The sequence below is a fragment of the Streptomyces sp. NPDC047049 genome, from assembly GCF_040643995.1.
GTDB classification, from domain to species: domain Bacteria; phylum Actinomycetota; class Actinomycetes; order Streptomycetales; family Streptomycetaceae; genus Streptomyces; species Streptomyces mooreae.
Genome location: NZ_JBEYVM010000003.1, coordinates 458,831 through 482,658, shown reverse-complemented (window position 1 = coordinate 482,658; position 23,828 = coordinate 458,831). Strand labels below are relative to the sequence as shown.

The window sequence follows — 23,828 nt, the reverse complement described above, 5'->3', positions numbered from 1 at the left end:
GCGCGCAAACTATTTTTCCGACGAGTTTTCCGTGGCGTCCCCGGGCCCGTCCTCAAGGGCCCCCACGAGCTCCTCGCCGGCGCAGATTGCCAGCACGTCATTGCCGTAGCGGTCGAACTTCCGCCGCCCCACCCCGGAGATGACCGCAAGCTCCGCTTCGGTTCCCGGCACGGCCTCCGCGATCGCCATCAGGGTCTTGTCGGTGAAGACGCAGTAGGCGGGCTGCCGGGAACGCGCCGCCTGCTCGGCCCGCCACGCGCACAGCCGCTCGTAAAGCGCCTCGTCGAGCTCCGAGGGGCAGTCCTCACACCGCATCAGCTTCATCTCGCCCGCGTCGGTGAGGGTCTTGTTGCAGACCCGGCAGCGGGCCGGGCTGCGGTGCCGGGGGCGCCGCACCACCGCAGCCGCCCCGTCGCCGCGCTCGACGCCCCCGGAGAGCGCGCCCGGCGTCCGGCGGCCGGCCGCCGCCCCGGATCCGGGCCGCAGGCCGCTGAGGAAGCGGCTGGCGCGGCGGGAGGTACGCCCGCCGGGAGAGCGCGCCAGCGACCAGGACAGGCCCAGATGCAGCCGCGCGCGGGTGACGCCGACATAGAGCAGCCGGCGCTCCTCCTCGATCTGCTCGTCGGTCTTGGCGTAGGTGATCGGCAGCATGCCCTCGGTGAGGCCGACCAGGAAGACGGCGTCCCACTCCAGGCCCTTGGCGGCGTGCAGGGACGCCAGGGTCACCCCTTCGACCGTCGGGGCGTGCTGGACGTTCGCCCGCTCGTCCAGCTCGGCGACGAGGTCCGCGAGGGTGGCCGCGGGCCGGGCCCTGGCGAAGTCCTCGGCCAGCCGGACCAGGGCCGCCAGGGACTCCCAGCGGTCCCGCACCGCCCCGGAGCCGGCCGGTGGCCTGCTCGTCCAGCCCATGTCGCTGAGTACCGCCCGCACCTCGGACGGCAGGTCCATGGCGTCGTCGAGCAGCGCGTCGTTGGCACCGAAGCGGGCGGCGCCGCGCAGCTTGACGCCGGCCTCGCGCACCTCGGGCCGCTCGAAGAACCGCTCGGCGCCCCGCAGCTGATACGGCACCCCGGCGTCCGCCAGCGCCTGCTCGTAGACCTCGGACTGGGCGTTGATGCGGAAGAGCACGGCGATCTCGCCGGCGGGCACACCGGCGGCGATCAGGTCCCGGATCCGGCGGGCGGTGCCCTCGGCCTCGGCGGGCTCGTCGGCGTACTCCGTGTACACGGGCTCGGGGCCGGCCTCGCGCTGCGAGACCAGCTCCAGGCGCTGCTCGGCGGCGCGCCCCTTGGCCTGGGACAGCAGACCGTTGGCGAGGTGCACGACCTGGGGGCTGGAGCGGTAGTCGCGGACGAGCCTGACGACCGTCGCGTTCGGATGGCGGGTGCGGAAGTTGAGGAGGTGGTCGGGGGTGGCGCCGGTGAAGCTGTAGATCGTCTGGCCGGCGTCGCCGACCACGCAGAGGGTGTCGCGGTCCCCCAGCCACAGCTCCAGCAGCCGCTGCTGGAGCGGGCTGACGTCCTGGTACTCGTCGACGACGAAGTGCTGGTACTGGGCCCGGACCTGCTCGGCGATGTCGTGCCGGTCCTGCAGCACACCGACCGTGAGCAGCAGCACATCCTCGAAGTCGATGCTGCCGCGCTCGCGCTTGAGCTGTTCGTAGGTGCGGTAGATCTGCCCGACCTCGGCCGGGTCACGAGGGGCCTCGCGGCCGGCCTTGGTGACGGCGGCGGGGTAGTCAGCCGGCACGGTCTGGGTGACCTTGGACCATTCGATCTCGGCCGTGACATCGCGCAGCTCATTGCGGTCCAGCCGGATGCCGCAGCGGGCGGCGGACTCGGCGACGAGCTGGATCTTGCGCTCCAGCAGCCGCGGGACCTCACCGCCGACGGCCTTCGGCCAGAAGAACTGGAGCTGCCGCAGGGCGGCGGAGTGGAACGTCCTGGCCTGGACCCCGCCCGCGCCGAGCTGCCGCAGCCGGCCGCGCATCTCGCCGGCCGCGCGGGCCGTGAACGTGACCGCGAGCACACTCGCGGGCTGCAGGATTCCGGCCCGCACGCCGTAGGCGATCCGGTGGGTGATCGCGCGGGTCTTGCCCGTGCCGGCACCGGCCAGCACGCAGACGGGACCGTGCAGAGCCGTGGCGACCTCGCGCTGCTCGGGGTCGAGCCCGTCGAGCACCCCGTCGGCCGAGTCAGGCACCTGCGGGAAGAGAGAGGAATCCGTTGCTGCTGTCACCCCGCCATGCTGCCAGGTCCGCGCGGCCGCCCGGGAAGCCCGTCCACAGCCGCCGCACCCCGGTCGTACGCATCACGGCCCCTGTGGACAACGGCCGGCACGCGGCCGCGGAGGGTGCTTTGCTTCTCTCACCGGCGAGCAGCCGGCGGAGAGCGGCGCAGCGGCAGCGGGAGCGGCAGCGGGAGCGGCAGCGGCGGCAGCGGCAGCGGCGGCAGCGGCAGCGGCAGCGGCAGCGGCAGCGGCAGCGGCAGCGGCAGCGGCAGCGGCAGCGGCAGCGGCAGCGGCAGCGGCAGCGGCAGCGGCAGCGGGGGAGGGTAGCGGCAGCGGCAGCGGGGGAGGGTAGCGCGGAGGGGCGGTGGGGGCTGAGGCGGGGCCGGTGGGGCGGTCTCTCGGGGGTGTGGGTGGGGAGGGGGGAGGGGTGGGGGTGTCCCCCCGGGAATGACCCGGGCACGTCGTACGTTGTGGTGCTTGGCCGCGCCGAGTGCCGAGTACGGCGTCGGGCGGTTTCGGATCAAGACTTAACGAAGGAGCGCGGGACGCATGGCGGGCACTGTGACGATGTACAGCACGACCTGGTGCGGTTACTGCCGTCGGCTGAAGGGCCAGATGGACCGCGAGGGCATCGCGTACACCGAGATCAACATCGAGCACGACCCGGAGTCCGCGGCGTTCGTGGAGAAGGCGAACGGCGGCAACCAGACGGTGCCGACCGTGCGGTTCCCCGACGGCTCGACGCTGACCAACCCGTCCCTGGCGCAGGTCAAGGAGAAGGTCGGGGCCTGACAGCCGATGGCCGGACGGCTCGACGGCTCGACGGCTCGACGGCTCGACGGCTCGACGGCCGGATGGTCTGACGGCCGGATGGTCTGACGGCTGCGCTCCGTGTGCACGCGCAGGCCGTCGGCCGGACCCCATGTGGGACCGGCCGGCGGCCTGCTGGCTACTGCGTCCCGTCTGCCGGCTCTCTGCTGCCCGACGGTGAACGGAGGCGGCTGCCCTACGGCCGCCCGCCCCCGCCCACCGTCCGGTGTTCACGGCTTGGGCAGCGGCTTGCCGTACCAGAGCTCGATGAGGCGGGCGGCGATGGAGATGCCGTAGGGCGGAAGGACCTCGCCGGACTCGAAGGCGGCGCGCAGGTCCTCGCGGGAGAACCAGCGGGCCTCTTCGATCTCCTCGCCGTCGACCTGGATCTCGGACGACGTGGCACGCGCCATGAAGCCCAGCATCAGGCTGGAGGGGAAGGGCCAGGGCTGGCTGGCGATGTACTCGACATCGCCGACGACGACGCCGGCCTCCTCGAAGACTTCACGCGCCACCGACTGCTCGATGGACTCACCCGGCTCGACGAAGCCGGCAAGGGTGGAGAAGCGGCCCTCGGGCCAGTGGACCTGCCGGCCCAGGAGGGCGCGGTCCTCCTCGTCGGTGACGAGCATGATCACGGCGGGGTCGGTGCGCGGGTAGTGCTCGGCGCCGCACGCCGGGCAGCGGCGGATGTGGCCCGCCGCGGCGATGACGGTGCGCTCGCCGCAGCGTGAGCAGAAGCGGTGCAGGCGCTGCCAGTTTTCCAGGGCGACGGCGTGCACCAGCAGGCCCGCGTCGCGGGGCGACAGCAGCAGACCGGCCTCGCGCAGGCCCGCCGGGCGCGCGGACTGGTCCATGCGGCCGGGCAGCGAGTCCTTCTGGAGGGCGAAGTAGCTGACGCCCTCGTCGTCGGTGCCGAGGTAGTAGCGGTGGGCCTCGGTCAGCGGCGCCTCGAAGGACGGCGTCATGATCAGCTCGGTGCGGCCGTCAGGGGTGTCGTCGATCAGCGCCTGTCCGCCGGACACTACGAAGACGCGCGTCGTCGGGTGGCTCCAGGCCGCCGCCAGCCATGCCTCGTCGAGACGGTGATGGGCGGAGCGGTCAATTCCGCTCGGCGCGCTGAACGTGAGCGGCCGGCCGGCGGTGTGGTCGGTCCAGGTGGTCACTGCTGTTTCCAACTCCCCCTGTGGCGTGGGTGATTGCTGCGTACGGGCGCGGAGCGGTACGGGGGTGCGCGGTCAGGCCGGGCGCCAGGTCTCCGCGAGGTCGCCCCACAGAAGGGCGGCGGTCTCGACGCCCTTCATCAGCAGGTCGAGCTCGACCTTTTCGTTCGGTGCGTGCCAGCCGTCGGACGGCACGGAGATGCCGAGGAAGAGGACAGGGACGCCGAGGACGTCCTGGAGGTCGGCCGCCGGTCCGGAGCCGCCCTCGCGGGTGAAGCGGATCTTGTCCTCGAAGGCCCGGCCCATGGCGCGGACGAGGGACTGGAGCGCGGGGTGGTCGAGCGGGGTGAGGCAGGGGCGGGTGGCGCCCCAGAAGGTGATCTCGTGGCGGATGCCGGCCGGGAGGCGCGCGGCGACCCAGTCGCGTACGGACTGCTGCACGGCGTCCGCGCTCTGGCCCGCGACCAGCCGGAAGGACAGCTTGAGCTGTGCGGTGGACGGCACGATGGTCTTGCCGCCGGGGCCCTGGTAGCCGCCGCCGATGCCGTTGACCTCGGCGGTGGGGCGGGCCCAGATGCGTTCCAGGGTGGTGCGGCCGGCCTCGCCGAGGGGGGCGTGGGAGTGCGCGGTGCGCAGCCACTCCTCCTCGTCGAAGGGCAGCTCGGCGAAGAGTTCCCGCTCGCGGTCGGTGAGCTCGATCACGCCGTCGTAGAAGCCGGGGACGGCGACCCGGCGGTCGGCGTCGTGCAGCGCGGCGGCCAGCCGGGCGGCCTCGGTGGCGGGGTTGGGGACGGCGCCGCCGAACGAGCCGGAGTGGAGGTCCTGGTCGGGGCCGTAGAGGTCGATCTGGCAGTCCGTCAGGCCACGCATGCCGGTGCACACCGTGGGGGTGTCCCTGGACCACATGCCGGTGTCGGAGACGATCACCGCGTCGCAGGCGAGGCGGTCGGCGTGCTTCTCGATCAGGGCCGGGAAGTTCGGTGAGCCGGACTCCTCCTCGCCCTCGACGAGCAGCTTGAGGTTGACGGCGGGGGCGGTGCGGCCGGTCGCGGCGAGGTGCGCGCGCACGCCCAGGGTGTGGAAGAACACCTGGCCCTTGTCGTCGGCGGCGCCGCGGGCGTAGAGCTTGCCGTCGATGGTCTGGGGTGCGAAGGGGTCGGTGTGCCAGCCGTCCTCGCGGGCGGCGGGCTGTACGTCGTGGTGGCCGTAGACGAGCACGGTCGGCGCGGACGGGTCCCCCGAGGGCCACTCGGCGAAGACGGCGGGCAGGCCGTCGGTCTCCCAGATCTCGGTGGTGGGAAAGCCGGTGTCGGAGAGCTTCGCGGCGAGCCATTCGGCGCTGCGGCGTACCTCGCCGGCGCGCTCGGGGTCGGCGGACACGGAGGGGATGCGCAGCCAGTCGGCGAGGTCCGCGAGGAACGCTTCACGGTGCAAGGTGATGTACGCGCGGACGGCGCTGTCCGGGGTTGTGCTCATACGCCCGAGCCTATCGGCCTTGTGGGGGAGGCCGGTCGGCGGTCTCGCCGAGCAGGATGCGTTCGAGTCCGGTGCGGCCGGGCAGCCGGGCGGGGCGGACCACCTCGCCGCTGCGGACGTAGAGGAAGGCGGCGCCGACGGCGGACGGCTCCAGGCCGTACCGCTCGGCCCAGGCGAGGCGGTAGACGGCCAGCTGGAGGGGGTCGGCGCTGTGGGCGCGGCCGGTCTTCCAGTCGACGATCTCGAAGCGGTCGCCGTCGGGGCCGGGCTCTTTGTAGACGGCGTCGATCCGGCCGCGGATGACCCGCCCCGCGAGGGTGAGCTGGAAGGGGGCTTCGACGCGGAAGGGGGTGCGGTGGGCGTAGGGGGTGCGGGCGAAGGCCTCCTTGAGGGCTTCGAGGTCGTGTTCGTCGACGATTTCGGCTTCCTCGCCCGCTTCGGCGCCGGGAAGCTCCTCGGGGCCGAGCAGGGGCAGCGTCAGCTCTTCGAAGCGGGATTCGACCCAGGCGTGGAAGCGGGTGCCCCGGCGGGTGCCGGGCTGTGGCGGGCGCGGCATGGGGCGGGCGAGTTCGCGGGCGAAGCCGTCGGGGTCGGCGGCGAGGCGGAGCAGCTGGGTGGCGCTGAGCGCGGAGGGCAGCGGGACGTCGCGGACGGTGGCGCGGGAGCGGCGCAGTTCGGCGGCGAGGGCGTCGAGATCGCGGTCCCAGGAGCCGACGGTGCGCCGCTCCTCGGGGAGGAGAGTGTGCGGCGCGGTCTCTCCGGGGTGGGCGGTGTCGGCGTCGGCGGGTGCCGTGAGGTCGGGCTCGGTGGAGCGCTGGGCGCCGATGCGGGCATGGAGCGGGGACGCAGGGCCGGCCTCGGGGGTGTCCTGCGGCGGGGCGTCGTCAGAGGGGTGCGGGCGGGGCACGTCGTACGGCGGGGTGCCGTCGAACGGCCGGGGGCCGGCCTCGTCGAACGGGTCGTCCGGCATGTCGTACGGGTCGTCCGGCATGTCGTACGGCCCGTCGGACGGATCGGCCTCTGGCCCGGCATCCGGCCCGGCGTACGGTCCGGCTTCGGGCCCCTCGAACGGATCGGCGTCCCAGGGATCATCGGCCGGGGGCGGCGGCCAGTCGGGGTCGTGGGCGGACAGGGACGGCGAGGCGGTGGCAGCGGCGGCAGCGGCGGCGGGCCCCTCCCCCGTACGGCGTTCCAGGTGGGCGCGGACCGTTGCCGCGGCGGCGCGGCGGCGGGCCGTGGCGGTGGGGTCGAGGGGCAGCGGCCAGGGCTGTTCCGTGGCGGCCTCGGAGAGGGCGGGGTTCTCCTCGCCGTCCTCGGGGGCATCGGCCCAGTGCTCGATCTCGCCGTGCCCCGCCTCGCAGTGCTCGCGCAGCGCCTCCAGGAAGGCGGAGGGGCCGCGCGGTCGCTTCTGCTGGGGGCCCCACCAGTGGCCGGAGCCGAGCAGCAGGGAGCGGGGGCGGGTGAAGGTGACGTAGCCGAGGCGCAGTTCCTCGGTCTCCTGGTGCTGCTTCATCGCCTCCTTGAAGGATTTCAGACCGCGGGCGGCCCATTCCCCGACGTCGGGGAGGGTGGCGGCGTCGCCGCGCAGGGCGTGCGGGAGGACCTTGGACCGGCTGGTCCAGGACTCACGGGCCTGTTCGCTGGGGAACTGCTTGGCCACCAGGCCGGGGACGGCGACCACGTCCCATTCCAGGCCCTTGGACTTGTGGGCGGTCAGGACCTTGATGGTGTTTTCGCCGCCGGGGAGGGAGCTGTCCAGGCCCTTTTCGTGCTGGACGGCGGTGCGCAGGAAGCCGAGGAAGGCGAGCAGGGTGGCGTCGCCGTCGAGGGATTCGCCGCCTTGTTTGGCCGCGAATCCGGCCGCGATGTCGAGGAAGGTGCCGAGCGTTTCGCGGCGGCGCGCGGCGAGGGCGTGCGGTGACGCGGACAGCTCGACTTCCAGGCCGGTGGCGGCGAGCACCCGGTGGAGCACGTCCATGAGGGGGTCGCCGAGGGAGCGGCGCAGGTCGCGCAGTTCGGTGGCCAGGTAGGCGAAGCGCACCCGGGCCTCGGGCGAGAAGGGGAGCGAGTCGTCGGGTCCTTCGGCCTCCAGGAAGGTGTCGAGGGCGTCGGCGAGCGAGATGGTCTCCGCCGGGTCGACGCCTTCGACGGCCTCGGCGAGGCGCTGCCCGGGGTCGTCGGAGGGGGCGCTGTGGTGGACGAGGGTGCGGGCGCGGCGGCCCAGGAGCGCCAGGTCGCGGGGGCCGATCCGCCAGCGCGGGCCGATCAGCAGGCGGACCAGGGCGGCGTTGGCCGTGGGGTCCTGGAGCACTTCGCAGACGGCGACGAGGTCGGCGATCTCGGGCAGGTGCAGCAGTCCGGAGAGACCGACGACTTCCACGGGGAGGTCCCGGGCGACGAGTTCGCCCTGGATGCGGGCGAAATCACCGGCGGTGCGGCACAGCACGGCGATCTCGCCGGGCGGGGTGCCGGTGCGGACGAGGTGGGCGAGGGAGTCGGCGAGCCAGCTGAGCTCTTCGGCGTGGGTGGGCAGCAGGGCGCAGCGGACGGTGCCGTCGCGCTCGGCGCCGGGGGCGGGGCGCAGCGCTTCGACGCCCTCGTGCATCCGGCGCAGTGGTGCGGCGAGGCCGTTGGCGAGGTCGAGGAGGCGGCCGCCGCTGCGGCGGTTCTCGCTGAGGGCGTACCGGCGGGCGGGGGTGCCGTCCTGGAAGGGGAAGTGGACGGGGAAGTCGTCGAGGTTGGCCACGGAGGCGCCGCGCCAGCCGTAGATGGCCTGGCAGGGGTCGCCGACGGCGGTGACGGCATGTCCGGTGGCGGTGCCGGTGCCGGCGCCGAAGAGGGCGGACAGCAGCAGTCGTTGGGCGACGGAGGTGTCCTGGTACTCGTCGAGCAGGACGACGCGGAATTCGTCGCGCAGGATCCGGCCGACTTCGGGGCGGGTGGTGGCGAGGGTCGCGCAGTGGGCGATCTGGTCGCCGAAGTCGAGGAGGTCGCGGCGGCGCTTCTCGGCCCGGTAGGCGGTGACGAGGTCGAGCAGTTCCAGGCGGCCGCGGGCGGTTTCGGGGGCTTTGCGCAGGTCGGCGTTGGTGAGTTTCACGCCGTCGAGGGCGGCCAGGAGCTCGGTGTCGTACGTGCGGAGCGCGGCGGGGTCCACGAGGTGTTCGGCGAGCTCGGCGTCGAGGGCGAGCAGGTCCTCCACGAGGGAGGGCAGGGAGGTGGTGAGCGCGGGGTAGGGGCCGGGGGCGGCACGGAGTGTACGGGCGGCGAGCTGGAAGCGGGTGGCGTCGGCGAGGAGCCGGGCGCTGGGCTCCAGGCCGATGCGCAGGCCGTGGTCCTTGAGGAGCTGGCCGGCGAAGGCGTGGTAGGTGGAGATCCGCGGCTCTCCGGTGGGCTGCCCGTCGGGCCGGCCGGTGGCGGTGGCGCCGGCATCGGGCGGGGGCGCGTCGGGGTCGGTGACACCGGCGGCGAGCAGCGCGGCCCTGACGCGTTCGGCGAGCTCGCCGGCTGCCTTGTTCGTGAACGTCAGCCCGAGGACCTGGTCGGGGGCGACCTGGCCGGTGCCGACCAGCCACACCACGCGCGCGGCCATCACCGTGGTCTTGCCGGAACCGGCTCCGGCCACGATGACCTGCGGGGCGGGCGGGGCGGTGATGCACTCCGTCTGCTCCGGCGTGAACGGGATGCCGAGGAGCTCCTTGAGCTGCTCGGGGTCGGTGAGGCGAGCTGACACGACGTAAACGGTAGCGGGCGCCACTGACACGCTGCGCTTTGCTTGCGCCCCGCGTTTTCGGCTGTCCCGCCGTGGGGGTCTCTCTTTGTTTCTCCCCCACTGCCTAAAGGGCGTGGGGGAGGAACGGCGAGAAGCCCCACGGCGGGAGAGCCGACAACGTGGGAAGGCCACCCAAACGCAGCGGACCCCCTCACTCCACGACGTGCCGCCCCTCCGGCTGGGCGCTGCACGACGACCGGAAGGTGCAGTGGGTGCAGTGCGTGCCGGTGGTCGGCGTGAAGCGCTCCTCCAGGACGCGGCCCGCCGCGGTGGCGAGCAGTTCGCCGACCCACTCTCCCCCGGGCTCCTCCGGGGGGCCTCCCGGCTCCAGCGGCTGCTGTGCCTGTACGGCGGGCAGCGCGTCGCCGCCCTCCTTCTGGGCCGCGCCCAGCCGCAGGTGCACCAGTTCCGCGCCGCCCAGCTGCGGTGTGCGGCCGTCGAAGGCGTCGTCGACCGCGCCCTCGCGCACCGCGAGCTGGTAGACGGCGAGCTGGGGGTGTCGGGCGACCTCGGGGCCGGTCGGCTTCTGTTTGCCGGTCTTGAAGTCGACGACGTACGCCCGGCCCTGCGCGTCCTTGGAGACGTGGTCCATGCTGCCGCGGATGCGGACCTCGTAGGCACCGGCCCGCAGGGTGAGGTCGAAGCCGTGCTCGGTGGCGGCGGTGTCCCGGCCACGGGTCTCGCGTTCCATGACGTGCCAGCGCAGGAAGCGTTCCAGGGCGGCGCGGGCGGACTCCTTCTCCTGGCGTGACTTCCAGGGGGCGTCGAAGGCGAGGGAGTCCCATACGGAGTCCAGGCGCTCCATGAGGACGGACAGATCGGCGGGGGTACGGCCGGAGGCGACCTCGTCGGCGAGTACGTGCACCACGTTGCCGAAGCCCTGGGCGGCGGTGGCGGGGGTGTCCGCCTTGACCTCGCGGCCCAGGAACCACTGGAGGGAGCAGGTGTTGGCGAGCTGGTCGAGGGCGCTGCCGGAGAGGACCACGGGACGGTCGCGGTCGCGCAGCGGGACGGTGCTGTGGGTGGGTTCGGCCAGACCCCACCAGTTGTCCGGGTGGGCGGCAGGCACCAGGGGGTGGTGGTCGTCGTCGTGCAGGGCCGCCAGTTTCGCGAGCCGCTGGGCGGCGGCCTCGCGCAGCGCGGGGGTGGCGTCGGGGTCGACGGTGGTGGCGCGCAGCTCGGCGACGAGCGCGGCCACCGAAAGGGGGCGCCGCGGGCGGCCGGTGACGTCCTGGGGGGTGACGCCCAGTTCGGTCAGGAAACGGGAGGGCTGGTCGCCGTCGTCGGCGGCGGCCTTCACCGCGGTGACGACCAGGCGTTCGCGGGCGCGGGTGGCGGCGACGTAGAACAGCCGGCGTTCCTCGGCGAGCAGCGCGCCCGGGGTGAGCGGTTCGGCCAGGCCGTCGCGGCCGATCCGGTCGACTTCCAGGAGCGAACCGCGGCGGCGCAGGTCGGGCCAGAGGCCTTCCTGCACTCCGGCGACGACGACCAGCCGCCATTCCAGGCCCTTGGCGCGGTGCGCGGTCATCAGCCGTACGGCGTCGGGGCGCACCGCGCGCCGGGTGAGGGTGTCGGCGGCGATGTCCTGGGCGTCGAGTTCTTCCAGGAAGTTGAGCGCACCGCGGCCGCCGGTGCGCTCCTCGGCGCGGGCGGCGGTCTCGAAGAGGGCGACGACGGCGTCCAGGTCCCGGTCGGCGTTGCGCCCGGCGGCTCCGCCGCGGTGGGCGGCCCGCTCCAGGCGCTGCGGCCAGGGGGTGCCGTCCCACAGCTCCCACAGCGCCTGTTCGGCGGTGCCGCCGCCGGCCAGCAGTTCGCGGGCCTTGCGCAGCAGCAGCCCGAGCCGCTGGGCACCGCGGGCGTAGGCGGGGTCGTGCGCCACCAGGCGCTGCGGTTCGGCGAGCGCCTGGGCGATCAGCTCGTCGGAGGGCTGCGGCAGGGCCTGTCCGGCGGCCCGTTCCTCCTCGCGCAGGGCGCGGCCCAGCCGTCGCAGATCGGCGGAGTCCATGCCGCCCAGGGGGGAGGTCAGCAGGTCGAGGGCGGTTTCGGCATCGAGGGCGGGGCGGGCGGCCTCGGCGGACGGGGCGTCATGGGGGGCGGCGGCCGTACCGGAGGGAGTGTCGTCGGGGGTGGCCGTACCGGAGGGAACGTCTCCGGGGGCGGCCTCACCGACGGCACCCGCGGCGGATCCCGCCTCGTCAGGCCCGCCAGGCCCGTCAGGACCGCCAAGACCGCCAAGACCGCCAAGGCTGCCCGAATCGCCCGGACTTGCCTGACCCGTCCCGCCCCCGTCCGAAGCGGCCCTCGCCGGGTCCTGCCCCAGGGCAGCCCGCGCCGCCACCCGTAGCGCCGTCAGCAGAGGAGCGACGGCGGGTTCGTGGCGCAGCGGCAGATCGTCGCCGTCGATGTCGAGGGGGACCCCGGCCGAGGTGAGCGCACGGCGTACCGCCGGGAGCGAGCGCCCCCCGGCGCGTACGAGGACGGCCATCTCGCGCCAGGGCACGCCGTCTTCCAGGTGGGCGCGGCGCAGGATGTCGGCGATGTTGTCGAGTTCGCTGCCGGGTGTCGGGTAGGTGTACACCTCGACGCGGCCGCCGTCCCGTACGGGCACCGGTTCGCGGTGGGCGCGTACCGCCCGGGCCGGGAGGCGGGTGAGCGGCATCCGGCGGGTCAGCAGCCGGGTGGCCGCGAGCAGGGCGGCGCCGGAGCGCCGGGAGGTGCCGAGCACGGCCACCGGGGCGGGGGTGCCGTCCCCGCGGCGGAAGGTCTCGGGGAAGTCGAGGATGCCGCCCACGTCGGCGCCGCGGAAAGCGTAGATCGACTGGTCGGGGTCGCCGAAGGCGATGAGCGTGCGCCCGGGGGAGCCCGGCGCCGCCGTCGCTCCGTGGTTGCCGGCGAGTGCGCGCAGCAGCCGTACCTGGGCGACGTCGGTGTCCTGGTACTCGTCGACGTAGACCGCGTCATAGGAGGCGGCCAGGTGTGCCGCGACGTCGGTGCGTTCGGCGAGCAGCACCGCGCGGTGCACCAGCTCGGCGTAGTCCAGTACGCCCTGGGCGTCCAGCACGTCGAGGTATTCGGCGAGGAAGCCGGCCGCGGCGCTCCAGTCGGGGCGGCCGGTGCGGCGGGCGAAGGCGCCGAGGGCGTCCGGGCCCAGGCCCAGTTCGCGGCTGCGGGCGAGCACCGCACGGACCTCGTCGGCGAAGCCGCGGGTGGTCAGGCAGGCCCGCAGCTCGTCCGGCCAGCGCACCGGCGCACGGCCGGCGCCGGCCAGTTCCGCCTGCCCGGCCAGGAGCTCGCGGACCACGAGATCCTGCTCGGGTCCGGACAGCAGCCGCACCGGGTCGGCGAAGAGATCGGCGTCCTGGTGGGCGCGGACCAGGGCGTAGCAGAAGGAGTGGAAGGTCGTCGCCTGCGGGATGCCTGCCCGCGGCCCGCCGCCCGCCGCGCCGCGCGGCCCTTCGGGCTGTCCCTCCAGGTCGGCCAGCCGGGCCGCGAGCCGGTCACGGAGTTCGACGGCGGCCTTGCGGCTGAAGGTCAGCACGAGGATCCGGTCGGGGTCGCCGCCGGCCCGCACCCGGCGGGCCACCGACTCCACCAGTGTCGTGGTCTTCCCGGTGCCCGGTCCGGCCAGCACCAGCAGCGGCCCGTGCCGGTGGTCAACCACGGCGCGCTGGGCTGCGTCCCACGCAGGAGGAGCCACCCTCCCCGGCGGGGTGCGCACCAGCCGGTACGTGCCTGCGGCACCCCGCGACGCCACCCGGTGGGGCTGCGCCGGCGGGGTGGCCGGGAAGGCCGAGAAGGAGGAACTCACGTGGATCGCCGGTCCTGAGGGGGTGCTGGTCGTGGTGCGTGCGTGGTGCGCGGCGCCGCGGGCCGCCGGTCAGGGGTGGTCCGGCTGCGCGGCGCGGGGCGGAGCCGTCGTCGTGACGGCAGTGCCCGACGCTACGCCAGGTCGCGTCCGGGCCGCAGCGCCGCCCACGGCCCGTCGCGCGATGCCGCCGGCGCTACGGAGCCGCGCCGCCGTCCGCGGCCGGGGAACCGGTACCGCCGTCCTGGCGCCCGTCCCAGCGGGCCCGCCGCATATCGAGCCGCGGTATGTGGTCCTCGGCGGCGTGCGGTGCCGTACGCAGGGGGGTGCCCTCGTCGCGGTAGTGGCCCAGGGCGCGCAGTTCACTCCCGGGCAGCAGCCGGCCGTCCGCGCGCACCACCCGCCACCAGGGCACGGCGCCGCCGTAGAGCGCCATCACCCGCCCCACCTGCCGCGGGCCTCCTTCCTCCAGCCACTCCGCGACATCGCCGTACGTCATCACCCGGCCCGCCGGAATCAGTTCGGCGACGGCCAGAACCCGTTCCGCGTACTCCGGGAGGTCCGGATACCCAGGGCCTCCCGCGCCTCCGGGGCCTGCCAAGCCTTGCTGATCTTCCGCCCCTGCCACCTCTTCCGGGCTTTCCGGGTTTGCGGGGAATTCACCCGCCGCCTCATCTCCGGTCCCACTCATTCGGTCCATCCTGCCGCACGGCACCGACAATGGGATCGGACACACGGTCCGGCGCCTTCGGGAGGTCGGCGGCTAGGCGCGTCCGCCCCGGTACGGGGAGGGCGTTCCGCCTCCCGCACCCCCGAAATGCACCCTGATGCCCCCCTCCACCGGTCGGGCGTGCCACCATCTTCCGGACGGTGACTGGTGATACGAGATCAACAAGAGACAGCCGAGCAGCAGGGTGCGGCGCCTCCACGGGAGGCGGGCACCCCTGAGGCACTGGCCGTCGACGCCGCAGGCACCGCGCCCGGACCGGCCGCACCGACCGAGCGGCCGGAACGGCAGCAGGCGGCGGCACAGGGGACGCACCAACGGAGGCCGGGCACGGCTTCCGCTACCGAAAAGGCGAGCACGATCGAGAAGGCCGAACGACCCGGGGCCTCCGAGAGGCCGGAAGAGCCCAAGGAGCCCGAGCCAACCGAGCGGCACGAGGAGGGGCACAGCAGCAAGGAGGAGCACAACGGCGCGGAGCACAGCGGCGAGGAGCGGGACGGCACGGAGCCCGAGCAGGGGCAGGACGGACCGGCCGCGCGCGACCAGCACGAGGAGCCGGAGCCGGGCACGCCTCAGGGCACGCCTCCGGGCACGCCCCACGCGGCTGCGGACCGGCCCCACACGGGCTCGCACCGCTCCGACCTGAGCTCCGACGAGTACGGCGAGTTCCACGTCGACCGGGTCTCCGGCGACGAGCCGCTGCTGCCCGCCCGGGTGCACCGCCCCGCCGACCTGCTGCGGCTGCTGCTCGGCATCGCCGGGATCGCCCTCGTCCTGGGCCTCGCCACCTTCGCCCACGGCACCACCCAGGGCCTGGCGCGGGACATCGGCACCGGCGCGAAGGCGGCGCCCCCGCTGCTGATCAACATGGCGGGGCTGACCTCCAGCGTCGCGGTGCTGATCGTGCCGGTGGCGTTCGCCGTGGAGCGGCTGATCAAGCGCGACGGGCTGCGGATCGCGGACGGCGTGCTGGCCGCCGTCCTGGCCCACGGGGTGTCGCTGGCCGCCGATCTGTGGGTGGCCGATGCCGCGCCCGTCTCCATCCGGGACGCGCTGACCCAGCCCCTGGAGAACGGTTCGCTCTCCGCTCCGGTGCACAGCTACCTGGCACCGGTGATCGCCTATATGACGGCGGTGGGCATGTCCCGGCGGCCGCGCTGGCGGGTCGCGATGTGGTGCGTGCTGCTGCTGGACGCGTTCGCGGTGCTGGTCGGGCGGTACACCACCCCGTTCGCGATCATCACGACCGTGCTGATCGGCTGGACCGTCGCCTACGGCACCCTCTACGCGGTCGGCTCCCCCAATGTCCGCCCCACCGGCCAGAACCTCCTCGCGGGGCTGCGCCGCGTCGGCTTCCACCCGGTCTCCGCGCTGCGGGCGGAGGACGCCGGCACCACCGACCACCCCGACCGCGGCCGCCGCTACCTCGTCACGCTGGAGGACGGGCCGCCGATCGATGTCACCGTCGTCGACCGCGAGCAGCAGGCGCACGGCTTCTTCTACCGCGTGTGGCGCCGGCTCTCGCTGCGCGGCATCAACCAGCGCCGCAGTCTGCAGTCGCTGCGCCAGGCGCTGGAACAGGAGGCGCTGCTGGCGTACGCGGCCATCGCGGCCGGCGCCCACGCCCCCAAGCTGATCGCCACCTCCGAGCTCGGCCCGGACGCGGTGATGCTGGTCTACGAGCACATCGGCGGCCGCACCTTCGACTCCCTGGCCGACGAGGAGATCACCGACGCGCTGATGCACAGTGCGTGGCGGCAGGTCGAGGCGCTGCAGTCGCGGCGGATCGCGCACCGGCGGCTGGTCGGGGACGCGCTGCTGATGGATCGTTCCGGCACCATCGTCCTGACCGAGCTGCGCGGCGGCGAGATCGCGGCCGGTGACCTCGTGCTGCGGATGGACATCGCCCAGTTGCTGGCCACCTGCGGTCTGCGGGTGGGTGCCGAGCGCGCGGTGGCCGCGGCCGTCGAGGTGCTGGGCCCGGACGCGGTCGCCGACAGCCTGCCGCTGCTGCAGCCGATCGCGCTGAGCCGCACCACCCGCGCGACGCTGCGCCAGCGCGCCCGCGAGCGCGCCAAGCGGGAGCGCGAGCTGGTGCTGGAGGCGTCGCAGGCGGCCAAGGAGGCGCGGGAGGCGCGCGAGGCGGAGGGCCCCAAGGACCGCAAGACGATGCGGGCCGAGCGGCATGCGGAGAAGACCGCCGAGAAGCGGGCCCTGGACGAGGCCTCGGAGGAGGCCCGCGAGGAGGACCTGCTCGCCCAGATCCGCCGGCAGGTGCTGCTGATCCGGCCGACGGCGGTGATCGAACCCGCGAAGCTGGAACGGCTCAGCCCGCGCAAACTGATCACCTGGATCGCCGGCGCGTTCGCGGTGTACCTCCTGCTGTCCCAGCTCACCAACTTCAACCTCGGTGACATGGTCAACAAGGCGCAGTGGGAGTGGGTGCTGGTCGCGGCCTTCTTCTCGGCGCTGACATATATCGCCGCGGCGATGAGCCTGTTGGGGTTCGTCACGGAGCGGGTGTCGTTCGTCCGGACGGTCATCGCGCAGATCGCGGGCAACTTCGTGAAGCTGGTGGCGCCCGCCGCGATCGGCGGAGTGGCGCTCAACACCCGCTTCCTGCAGCGCGCCGGGGTCCGGCCGGGGCTGGCCGTGGCGAGCGTCGGCGCGTCCCAGCTGTTCGGCCTGGGCAGCCACGTCCTGCTGCTGCTGGTGTTCGGCTATCTGACCGGCACCCAGGAGCAGACCCCGTCGATCTCGCCGTCCCGTACGGTCATCGCCGGGCTGCTGACCGTGGCCGTACTGGTCCTGATCGTCACGGCGGTGCCGGCGCTGCGGAAGTTCGTCTCGACCCGGGTGCGGTCGCTGTTCGCGGGGGTGGTCCCGCGGATGCTGGACATCCTGCAGCGGCCCGGGAAGCTGGTCACCGGCATCGGCGGGATGCTGCTGCTGACGGCGGCGAACGTGATGTGCCTGGACGCCTCGATCCGGGCGTTCGGCGGCGGCGACACGATCAGCTACGCGAGCATCGCGGTGGCCTTCCTGGCCGGTAACGCGCTGGGTTCGGCCGCGCCGACGCCGGGTGGTGTGGGCGCCGTGGAGGGCGCGCTGATCGGTGCGCTGACGGTCTCCGGGCTCGCCGCCGATACGTCGTTCCCGGCGGTGCTGCTGTTCCGCCTGATGGTCTTCTGGCTGCCGGTGCTGCCGGGCTGGGTGGCCTTCAACTACCTCACCCACAAGGGCGAGATCTGAGCGGAAGCCGCCGCCGTGCCGGCCGGGAGACCCCGCCCGTACACGCGGCACACCACGCCGAAGGCGCCGGTCCGTGTCATACGGACCGGCGCCTTCGCGCGGGAGGGGGCGGCCGGTGGGAGCAGGTCCCGCCGAAGGCCCGAGAGGCCTGGCGGAGCCGCCGGGCCCGGCGGCTCCAGCGGATCGCGCAGGCCCAAAACCCCTAGTAGACCGGCTTCTCCGGCTCGACGGTGTTGACCCAGCCGATGACGCCGCCGCCGACGTGCACGGCGTCGGCGAAGCCCGCGGACTTCAGTACGGCCAGGACCTCGGCGGAGCGGACACCCGTCTTGCAGTGCAGGACGATCTTCCGGTCCTGCGGCAGGTCCTGGAGGGCGGTGCCCATCAGGAACTCGTTCTTGGGGACCAGCTTGGCGCCGGGGATGGAGACGATCTCGAACTCGTTCGGCTCGCGGACGTCGATGATCTCGATCTTCTCGTCGCCGTCGATCCACTCCTTGAGCTGCCGGGGAGTGATCGTCGAGCCGGCCGCCGCCTCCTGGGCCTCCTCGGACACGACACCGCAGAAGGCCTCGTAGTCGATGAGCTCGGTGACGGTCGGGTTCTCACCGCAGACGGCGCAGTCGGGGTCCTTGCGGACCTTGACCTGACGGTAGGTCATCTCCAGCGCGTCGTAGATCATCAGCCGGCCGACCAGCGGGTCGCCGATCCCGGCGAGCAGCTTGATGGCCTCGTTGACCTGGATCGAGCCGATGGAGGCGCACAGCACACCGAGGACGCCGCCCTCGGCGCAGGAGGGCACCATGCCCGGCGGCGGGGGCTCCGGGTACAGGCAGCGGTAGCAGGGGCCGTGCTCGCTCCAGAACACCGACGCCTGGCCGTCGAAGCGGTAGATCGAGCCCCAGACGTACGGCTTGTTCAGCAGCACGCAGGCGTCGTTGACCAGGTAGCGGGTGGCGAAGTTGTCGGTGCCGTCGACGATCAGGTCGTACTGGGCGAAGAGCTCCATGACGTTGGTGGAGTCAAGGCGCTCTTGGTGCAGGTTGACCGTGACGTACGGGTTGATGCCCAGGACGGTGTCCTTCGCGGACTCCGCCTTGGAGCGGCCGATGTCCGCCTGGCTGTGGATGATCTGGCGCTGCAGGTTCGACTCGTCGACCTCGTCGAACTCCACGATGCCGAGCGTGCCCACGCCGGCCGCGGCCAGATACATCAGCGCGGGCGAACCCAGGCCACCGGCGCCGACACACAGCACCTTGGCGTTCTTCAGCCGCTTCTGCCCGTCCATCCCGACATCGGGGATGATCAGGTGGCGGGAGTACCTGCGGACCTCATCGACGGTGAGCTCGGAAGCGGGCTCGACCAGGGGTGGCAGCGACACGGGAACTCCGTTGGTCGGTCTTGATGGGGTTCCCCCCGCACGGGCGGAGCCGAGAGTGGGGGAGCTTGCTCTCCCCGCAACACTGCCACGCCCTTCTTCATTCCGAGACACCTGTTCCGATGCGCGAGACGAATCCGTCCCAGTAACCGGGCAGTGACACCCCGGCGTCTCCGGGGCCGCCGGCCGCCGCCCCGGCGGCCCGCCGGCCGGTCAGATACGGCATGCGGCCTCCATCCAGATGTCGGCCAGGGACTCCTCCAGTCCGATCCGCGGACGCCACCCGAGCCGGTCGCGGGCGGTGCGGACATCCGCCTGCTGCCAGGTGCCGCAGCCGTCCGGGTAGGGGTAGGTGGCGGGCGGCGAGCCGACCGGGTGCTCGGGGGACGGGCCGGGGATGACCAGCCGGGCCGGCGGGGAGTCGATCTCGTGCAGCGCGCCGCCGAAGCCGGCGACCCGGGCGAGCACGGCCGCGGCCTCGCGCAGCCGTACGGCCCGGCCGGTCCCGATGTTGACGACGCCCTGGGCGGCGGACAGCGAGGCGGCGTGCACCGCCCGCGCGACATCGCGGACATCGACGAAGTCCCGCTGTACGCCGAGCCCGCCGAGCTTGAGCTCGTTGTCGCCGGACTGCATGGCGCGGCGCATCGCCTCGGCGAGCCGGCCCAGCGGTGAGCCGGCCGGGGTGCCGGGGCCGACCGGCGAGAAGATCCGCAGCACGACGGCGTCGAGGCCGGAGCCCAGGACCAGTTCGGTGGCGGCGAGTTTGCTGACGCCGTACGGCCCGCCGGGGCGCGGCACCGCGTCCTCGGCGGTGGAGGAGCCGGGCTGGGAGGGTCCGTACTCCGACGCGCAGCCCAGGTGGACGAGCCGGGCACCACAGCTGCTGCGGCGCAGCGATTCACAGATGGTGGCGACCGCGACGGTGTTGTGCCGGGTCAGCTCGCGGGCGCCGCCGCGGGTGGCCCCCGCGCAGTTGACGACGACGCCGGGGTGGACGGCGTCGAGGAAGCGGGTGAGCGCGCCGGGGCTGCCGGTGGCCAGGTCGAAGCGGACGTCGGCGTCGTCGCCCCGCCCGAGGGCGGTGAGCTGGACGGCGGGGTCGGCGAGCAGGCGGTCGGCGACATAACGGCCCAGGTAGCCGTTGGCGCCGATGAGCAGCACCCTCATCGTGCGACCCCCCGGTCCGCGTGGCGTGTGGTCGGCTGGACGTTCATATGTCGTGCTCCTCAAGCAGGTCGGGGGAAGTGCGTCGGCTTCCGCGGAGTCGGCCTCCGTCCCGGGGGCGGGGGCCAGGTGGGGGGCGAGGTCCGCGGGTCAGGGGTCGAAGCGGCCGTTTCGGGGTGCCGCTCCGGGGGGTGGTGCGTGGTGGGGGTGTCCGTGTGGGGGAACGGGGAGTCGTGGGACGGGGGGTCCGGGGCAGGGGAGGTCGGGGACGGGGGGCCGGGGGCCGGGGTGCGTGCGGAGGGTCACGGCCGGTGCGCCTCCGCCGGGCCGGAGGGAGCAGGCCAGTGCGCGCAGGCGCCGGTGAGCGCCCGCAGGCCGTGGACGAGGAGCCCGGCGGCGGCGGCCGTGCAGGCCACGGCGGGTACGGCGGCCGGTCCCACGGCGGTGGTGAGCGCTGCGACCGGTACGTCGAGCGGGGGCAGGCCGGGGAGCCGGGCGATGAGCACCAGGGACAGGGCGAGGGCTTCCAGGGCGGCGGCCGAGGCCAGGCCGGTCGCCGCCGCCTCGGGGAAGCCGTGTACGGCCAGCAGCCGGGCGAGGAAGAGCAGCACCCCCAGTGCGGCCGCCGCGGCCAGGGCCGTCGTGCCGTCGCTCCCGAGGGCGGCGGCCGCACCGAGGAGCAGGGCCACCAGCGCGCCCAGGTAGAGCAGGGTGGCGGCGAGCAGCAACGGCCGGACGCGGGCGGCGAGTTCTCCGAGGCCGCGGCTGGCGGCCAGACCGCGCCGCCCGCGCGCCGCGAACCAGCGGGCGCAGCCGGCCGCGGGGGCGAGGGCGAAGGCCAGGGCCACGGCGGTGGCGACGGCGGCCCGGGGCGTGGTGCCGGGCAGGTCGGGGCCGCCGGCCAGCAGCTGTCCGAGCAGCCAGTCGCCGTAGACCGCGTATCCGGCCGTCCAGCAGACCCACAGGCTGGCGGTCCACGATCCGGCGCCGCGGTGGCGCGGTCGCAGCGGCCCGGACCGGACGGCCAGCCGGACGGCGAGGGCGACCAGCGCGCCGCCCGCCGCGCCGACACCGGTGCGTACGGCAGGAGTCGCCGCACCGGCCGAGGCAACAGCGGCGACCGCCGCGAGGCAGACGGCGCCGGGCAGCAGCTGCAGCACCGCGCGCACGCCGCGCGAGCCCCGCGCGGGGACGGGCGCGGGCGGGCGGGGCTGCCCGTCCGGCCGGGTGTCCGGCACTTCGGCGCGCGGCACCCGGGCGTAGAGCTCTTCGGCCAGCGAGAAGACATCGCGGTGCCGGAAGCGGGCGGCCGTCCGGTCGGTGACGCCGTGCGCCTCCAGGCCGGCGGCGATCTCCAGCGCGTCGACGGCGCGTGCGCACAGCTCCTGGTGGCGGTGCATCAGGGACCGTACGGGGTCGGCGGGGCCGCGGCGCGCGGGGCGGGCGGCGGCCTCCTTGCCCGGTGGCGGGGTACGGGCGGGGTTCGCCTCCGGGTGCGGAGGGGCGGCAGTGCCGTCCGTGTTCGCCGTGGCCGGCGCGCTGCGGGCGGCGTCCCCGTCCGCCGTGGCCGCCGCGGCGGGGGTGGCGCCGGTGTCGGGTGTGGTCACCGCCCGTCCCCTCTCCCCCGGTCCGCCGCGGCGCAGCCGTCCCGGCCGGGACGGGGCTGCGGCGTACCCCGGCGGCTCCGGCGGACCCGGTCGTCGGGGGCGGCGTGGGCGACGTACACCGGACGGCCGGGACGGCGGTCGCCCCGGGGCCCGTGTCCGGGCCGGCTCCCGCCGTGCGCCACATCCGTCATACCCGTCACCAGTGCCACGCCCACCAGGCCCATCGCACACATCACGTCCAGCACAGCCGTCACCATCACCACTGCCCCTTCTCCTGCGCTCGCTCCTTCGCTCCGGTCACGCCTGTCCGGTCGCCGGCTCCTCCCCATCTCACCGGCTGTCTCACCCCTCGGACACCGGTCGCTTCCCCGCCCTCCGCGCCTCCGTCGGCCGGCACCGGCAGCGCGGCGGTCCGCTCCTGCGCGGGAACCGCCCAGCTGGGCGTGCGGCCCTCGGGAACGGCTGCCGGGGTGGCTGACACGGCGTCCCTGGCGGCGGGCACGGCGGCGCGGGTGGCGGCACCGGTCGCGGCCCAGCGGCCGGGGACATGGGACTCGGCGGGACGGGCGAAGGGCTGCGGTACGCCCCGGGCGTCCCGTGCGCCGCAGGCGGCCGGGCGGGCCGGGGCATGGGAGATCAGCTCCAGGTAGATGCCACGAAATGCCGCGACGTTCTGCTCGACGGTGAACAGCTCCAGCGCCCGCGCCCGGGCGGCCGCGCCCAGCCTGGCCCTGCGGTCCGGGTCGCCGAGCAGCGCGGTGCAGGCCTCGGCGAGGGCGCGGGGATTACGGGGCGGGACCACCAGACCGGTGCCGCCGATGACTTCACAGACCGCACCGGCGTCGGTCGACACCGTGGCGCGGCCGCAGAACATCGCCTCCACCAGGGAGCGCGGAAAGCCCTCGATGACGCTGGAGAGCACCACCACCGCGCCGGAGGCGTAGGCGTCCGCCAGGGTGGGCACCTCGGGGCTGCCGACCTCCTCGAAGCTGACCGGGCTCTCGCCGACGCTGTGGGTGTCGGCTGCCTCGTCGGGGAAGAGCTGGGCGGCCAGCGCCCGGCAGTGCGCGAGGTACCCGGGCGCCTGCGGATCGCGGCCGACGCCGCCGACGATCCGCAAGGTGGCCTCCGGTTCGGCCTTGCGGATCTCGGCGAAGGCGTGCAGCAGCGCCATGAGGTCCTTGGCGGGCTCGATGGTGCCGACCCACACCAGCGTCTTGGGGTCGTCCGCCGCGGCGTCCGCGACCGCGGCGAAGGGGGCGGCGTCCATGCCCGGATAGACCGTGCGCAGCCGGGCGCGGTCGGCGCCGCAGCGCTCCTGCCAGCGCCGGGCGTGGGTGTTGCCGGGGGTGACCAGCGCGGCCTGCGCGTAGGTTTCGGCGGCCAGCGCGCCCTGGAAGGCGGCGAGCAGCGCGCGCACCGGCGCACTCAACGGTGGGGTGGCGCGCGCGAGATAGTGCTCGCGCAGCCGTACGCCGTACTCGGTGACCAGCAGCGGGGTGGCGAAGAAGTGCTTGGCCAGCAGTCCGGGGAGGGCGGCGGCGCCGCCGGAGGTGGCATGGCAGAGGTCCACACCGCCGAGCCCGGGAGCGTGCCGGTCGCCGTACCAGTCCAGGGACAGCGGCCGCAGCGCACGGGCGAGCCCGGCGGTGACCGCCAGCAGATCGTTGACCTGTGCGCCTGAGGCGGCGGGCAGGGCGTGCGGCCCGTGGCAGGCGGCTTCCAGGAGACGTACGGCGTCCTCGGAGTGCAGCAGGGCGGGCAGTCCCCGGTACTCCCGGGCGAGTTCGGCGAGTCCGTAGAGGCCGCCGGCGAAACGGTCCGCCTTGCTGGTCGCGACGTCATCGGGGGCACCCCCCGGGGCGGCGGGCGGAGACCCGGCCGGCGCTCCCCCATGGGCGGCGCCCCGGGCCTGGACCACCGGGTTGGCCGGCTCTCCTCCTGGAGGCGCCGCGGCGAAGGCCGCCACGAGGTCGCCGAAGCACTCGGCGAAGCGGCGGCGTGCGCGCCGTCCGGGGGCGCGGCCCCGGCGCGGCTCGCCGGCCCGGCGGCGCCCGGCGGGAAAGCCGTCCCCCGGGGGCGCGCTGCGCACCAGCCGTACGTGGCGCGGAAGTTCGGGCCGTGGCGGCGCGTCGCGGCGGGGCTCGGCGCTCAGGGCGTAGACCTCGAATTCATGGCCGGTGAGCCCGCGCACGAGCCGGTCGCACCACGCCTGCGACTCACCGGACGCATACGGGTAACCACCTTCGGTGAGCAGTCCGATCCGCACGGGTGCACCCCCGCCCTCCCCTGTCAGCCATATCGGCGTCCTGGTGTGCCGGCGGCACGGCCGCCACCTGCGGGAAGAAGCTATGCAAAGGGCCGGTGGCGGGGGGGGGGGGGGGGGGGGGCGCCCCCCCCGGGGGGGGGGGGGGGGGACCTAAACACCCCCACAGCCGGTGGGAG

General features: G+C 74.5%; 15 protein-coding genes. 2 read left to right on the top strand and 13 right to left on the bottom strand.

Annotated features, from left to right (window positions below; translation table 11 throughout):
• Positions 1–9: 9 nt before the first annotated feature.
• A complete protein-coding gene (locus ABZ851_RS10085) occupies positions 10–2,238 on the bottom strand; it encodes an ATP-dependent DNA helicase UvrD2 (protein WP_361124536.1) in 2,229 nt (742 codons plus the stop codon).
• Between the two features lie 128 nt (positions 2,239–2,366).
• The gene (locus ABZ851_RS10080; RefSeq protein ID WP_361124534.1) at positions 2,367–2,753 is read right to left on the bottom strand and encodes a hypothetical protein; all 387 of its coding nucleotides are present in this window, start codon (positions 2,751–2,753) and stop codon (positions 2,367–2,369) included.
• 25 nt (positions 2,754–2,778) lie between these two features.
• Here ABZ851_RS10080 and ABZ851_RS10075 point away from each other — a divergent pair, with 25 nt between their 5' ends.
• Positions 2,779–3,021, top strand: coding sequence for a mycoredoxin (locus tag ABZ851_RS10075; RefSeq protein WP_088799819.1), 243 nt, complete (start codon positions 2,779–2,781; stop codon positions 3,019–3,021).
• A gap of 248 nt (positions 3,022–3,269) precedes the next feature.
• Here the strand turns inward: ABZ851_RS10075 and nudC are convergent, their stop codons facing one another.
• The 5 genes from nudC to ABZ851_RS10050 form a co-directional block, all read right to left on the bottom strand.
• Entirely contained in the window at positions 3,270–4,205 is a 936-nt protein-coding gene (gene nudC / locus ABZ851_RS10070; RefSeq protein WP_093491791.1) for an NAD(+) diphosphatase, read from the bottom strand.
• 72 nt (positions 4,206–4,277) lie between these two features.
• On the bottom strand, positions 4,278–5,678 hold the full coding sequence (locus ABZ851_RS10065) for a dipeptidase (RefSeq protein ID WP_361124531.1): 1,401 nt from the start codon (positions 5,676–5,678) through the stop codon (positions 4,278–4,280).
• A 10-nt stretch (positions 5,679–5,688) separates the two neighbouring features.
• Positions 5,689–9,408: an ATP-dependent DNA helicase gene (locus ABZ851_RS10060; RefSeq protein ID WP_361124529.1), complete on the bottom strand. Its 3,720-nt coding sequence runs from the start codon at positions 9,406–9,408 to the stop codon at positions 5,689–5,691.
• Between the two features lie 190 nt (positions 9,409–9,598).
• Complete coding sequence (locus ABZ851_RS10055) at positions 9,599–13,165, bottom strand: ATP-dependent DNA helicase (protein ID WP_361124943.1); 3,567 nt, start codon at positions 13,163–13,165, stop codon at positions 9,599–9,601.
• 283 nt (positions 13,166–13,448) lie between these two features.
• Positions 13,449–13,853: an MGMT family protein gene (locus ABZ851_RS10050; protein ID WP_361124527.1), complete on the bottom strand. Its 405-nt coding sequence runs from the start codon at positions 13,851–13,853 to the stop codon at positions 13,449–13,451.
• A gap of 768 nt (positions 13,854–14,621) precedes the next feature.
• Here ABZ851_RS10050 and ABZ851_RS10045 point away from each other — a divergent pair.
• Positions 14,622–17,231 carry a lysylphosphatidylglycerol synthase transmembrane domain-containing protein gene (locus ABZ851_RS10045; RefSeq protein ID WP_361124941.1) on the top strand — a complete coding sequence of 870 codons (2,610 nt, stop codon included), beginning with the start codon at positions 14,622–14,624 and terminating at the stop codon, positions 17,229–17,231.
• A gap of 202 nt (positions 17,232–17,433) precedes the next feature.
• Here ABZ851_RS10045 and moeZ read toward each other — a convergent pair whose 3' ends face one another.
• The 6 genes from moeZ to ABZ851_RS10015 all read right to left on the bottom strand — a co-directional run bounded on the left by moeZ (position 17,434) and on the right by ABZ851_RS10015 (position 23,652).
• Positions 17,434–18,612: an adenylyltransferase/sulfurtransferase MoeZ gene (moeZ, locus tag ABZ851_RS10040; protein ID WP_361124525.1), complete on the bottom strand. Its 1,179-nt coding sequence runs from the start codon at positions 18,610–18,612 to the stop codon at positions 17,434–17,436.
• A 97-nt stretch (positions 18,613–18,709) separates the two neighbouring features.
• Positions 18,710–18,835 (bottom strand): hypothetical protein, encoded by a 126-nt coding sequence (locus tag ABZ851_RS10035; protein ID WP_361124523.1) that lies wholly within the window; start codon positions 18,833–18,835, stop codon positions 18,710–18,712.
• Positions 18,823–19,779, bottom strand: a complete 957-nt coding sequence (locus ABZ851_RS10030) for an NAD-dependent epimerase/dehydratase family protein (protein ID WP_129294293.1) — start codon at positions 19,777–19,779, stop codon at positions 18,823–18,825. Before ABZ851_RS10030 ends, ABZ851_RS10035 begins: the two co-directional genes overlap by 13 nt.
• A 299-nt stretch (positions 19,780–20,078) precedes the next feature.
• Positions 20,079–21,383 carry a hypothetical protein gene (locus ABZ851_RS10025; protein WP_361124521.1) on the bottom strand — a complete coding sequence of 435 codons (1,305 nt, stop codon included), beginning with the start codon at positions 21,381–21,383 and terminating at the stop codon, positions 20,079–20,081.
• Entirely contained in the window at positions 21,380–21,640 is a 261-nt protein-coding gene (locus tag ABZ851_RS10020; RefSeq protein WP_361124519.1) for a hypothetical protein, read from the bottom strand. Before ABZ851_RS10020 ends, ABZ851_RS10025 begins: the two co-directional genes overlap by 4 nt.
• Positions 21,640–23,652 (bottom strand): DUF3492 domain-containing protein, encoded by a 2,013-nt coding sequence (locus ABZ851_RS10015; protein WP_361124517.1) that lies wholly within the window; start codon positions 23,650–23,652, stop codon positions 21,640–21,642. Before ABZ851_RS10015 ends, ABZ851_RS10020 begins: the two co-directional genes overlap by 1 nt.
• Positions 23,653–23,828 lie beyond the last annotated feature (176 nt).

Coding starts and splice junctions, on each gene's coding strand:
- ABZ851_RS10020 (WP_361124519.1), bottom strand. CDS start 21,640: ATGGTGACGGCTGTGCTGGACGTGATGTGTGCGATGGGCCTGGTGGGC.
- ABZ851_RS10035 (WP_361124523.1), bottom strand. CDS start 18,835: ATGCCGTATCTGACCGGCCGGCGGGCCGCCGGGGCGGCGGCCGGCGGC.
- ABZ851_RS10065 (WP_361124531.1), bottom strand. CDS start 5,678: ATGAGCACAACCCCGGACAGCGCCGTCCGCGCGTACATCACCTTGCAC.
- ABZ851_RS10030 (WP_129294293.1), bottom strand. CDS start 19,779: ATGAGGGTGCTGCTCATCGGCGCCAACGGCTACCTGGGCCGTTATGTC.
- ABZ851_RS10075 (WP_088799819.1), top strand. CDS start 2,779: ATGGCGGGCACTGTGACGATGTACAGCACGACCTGGTGCGGTTACTGC.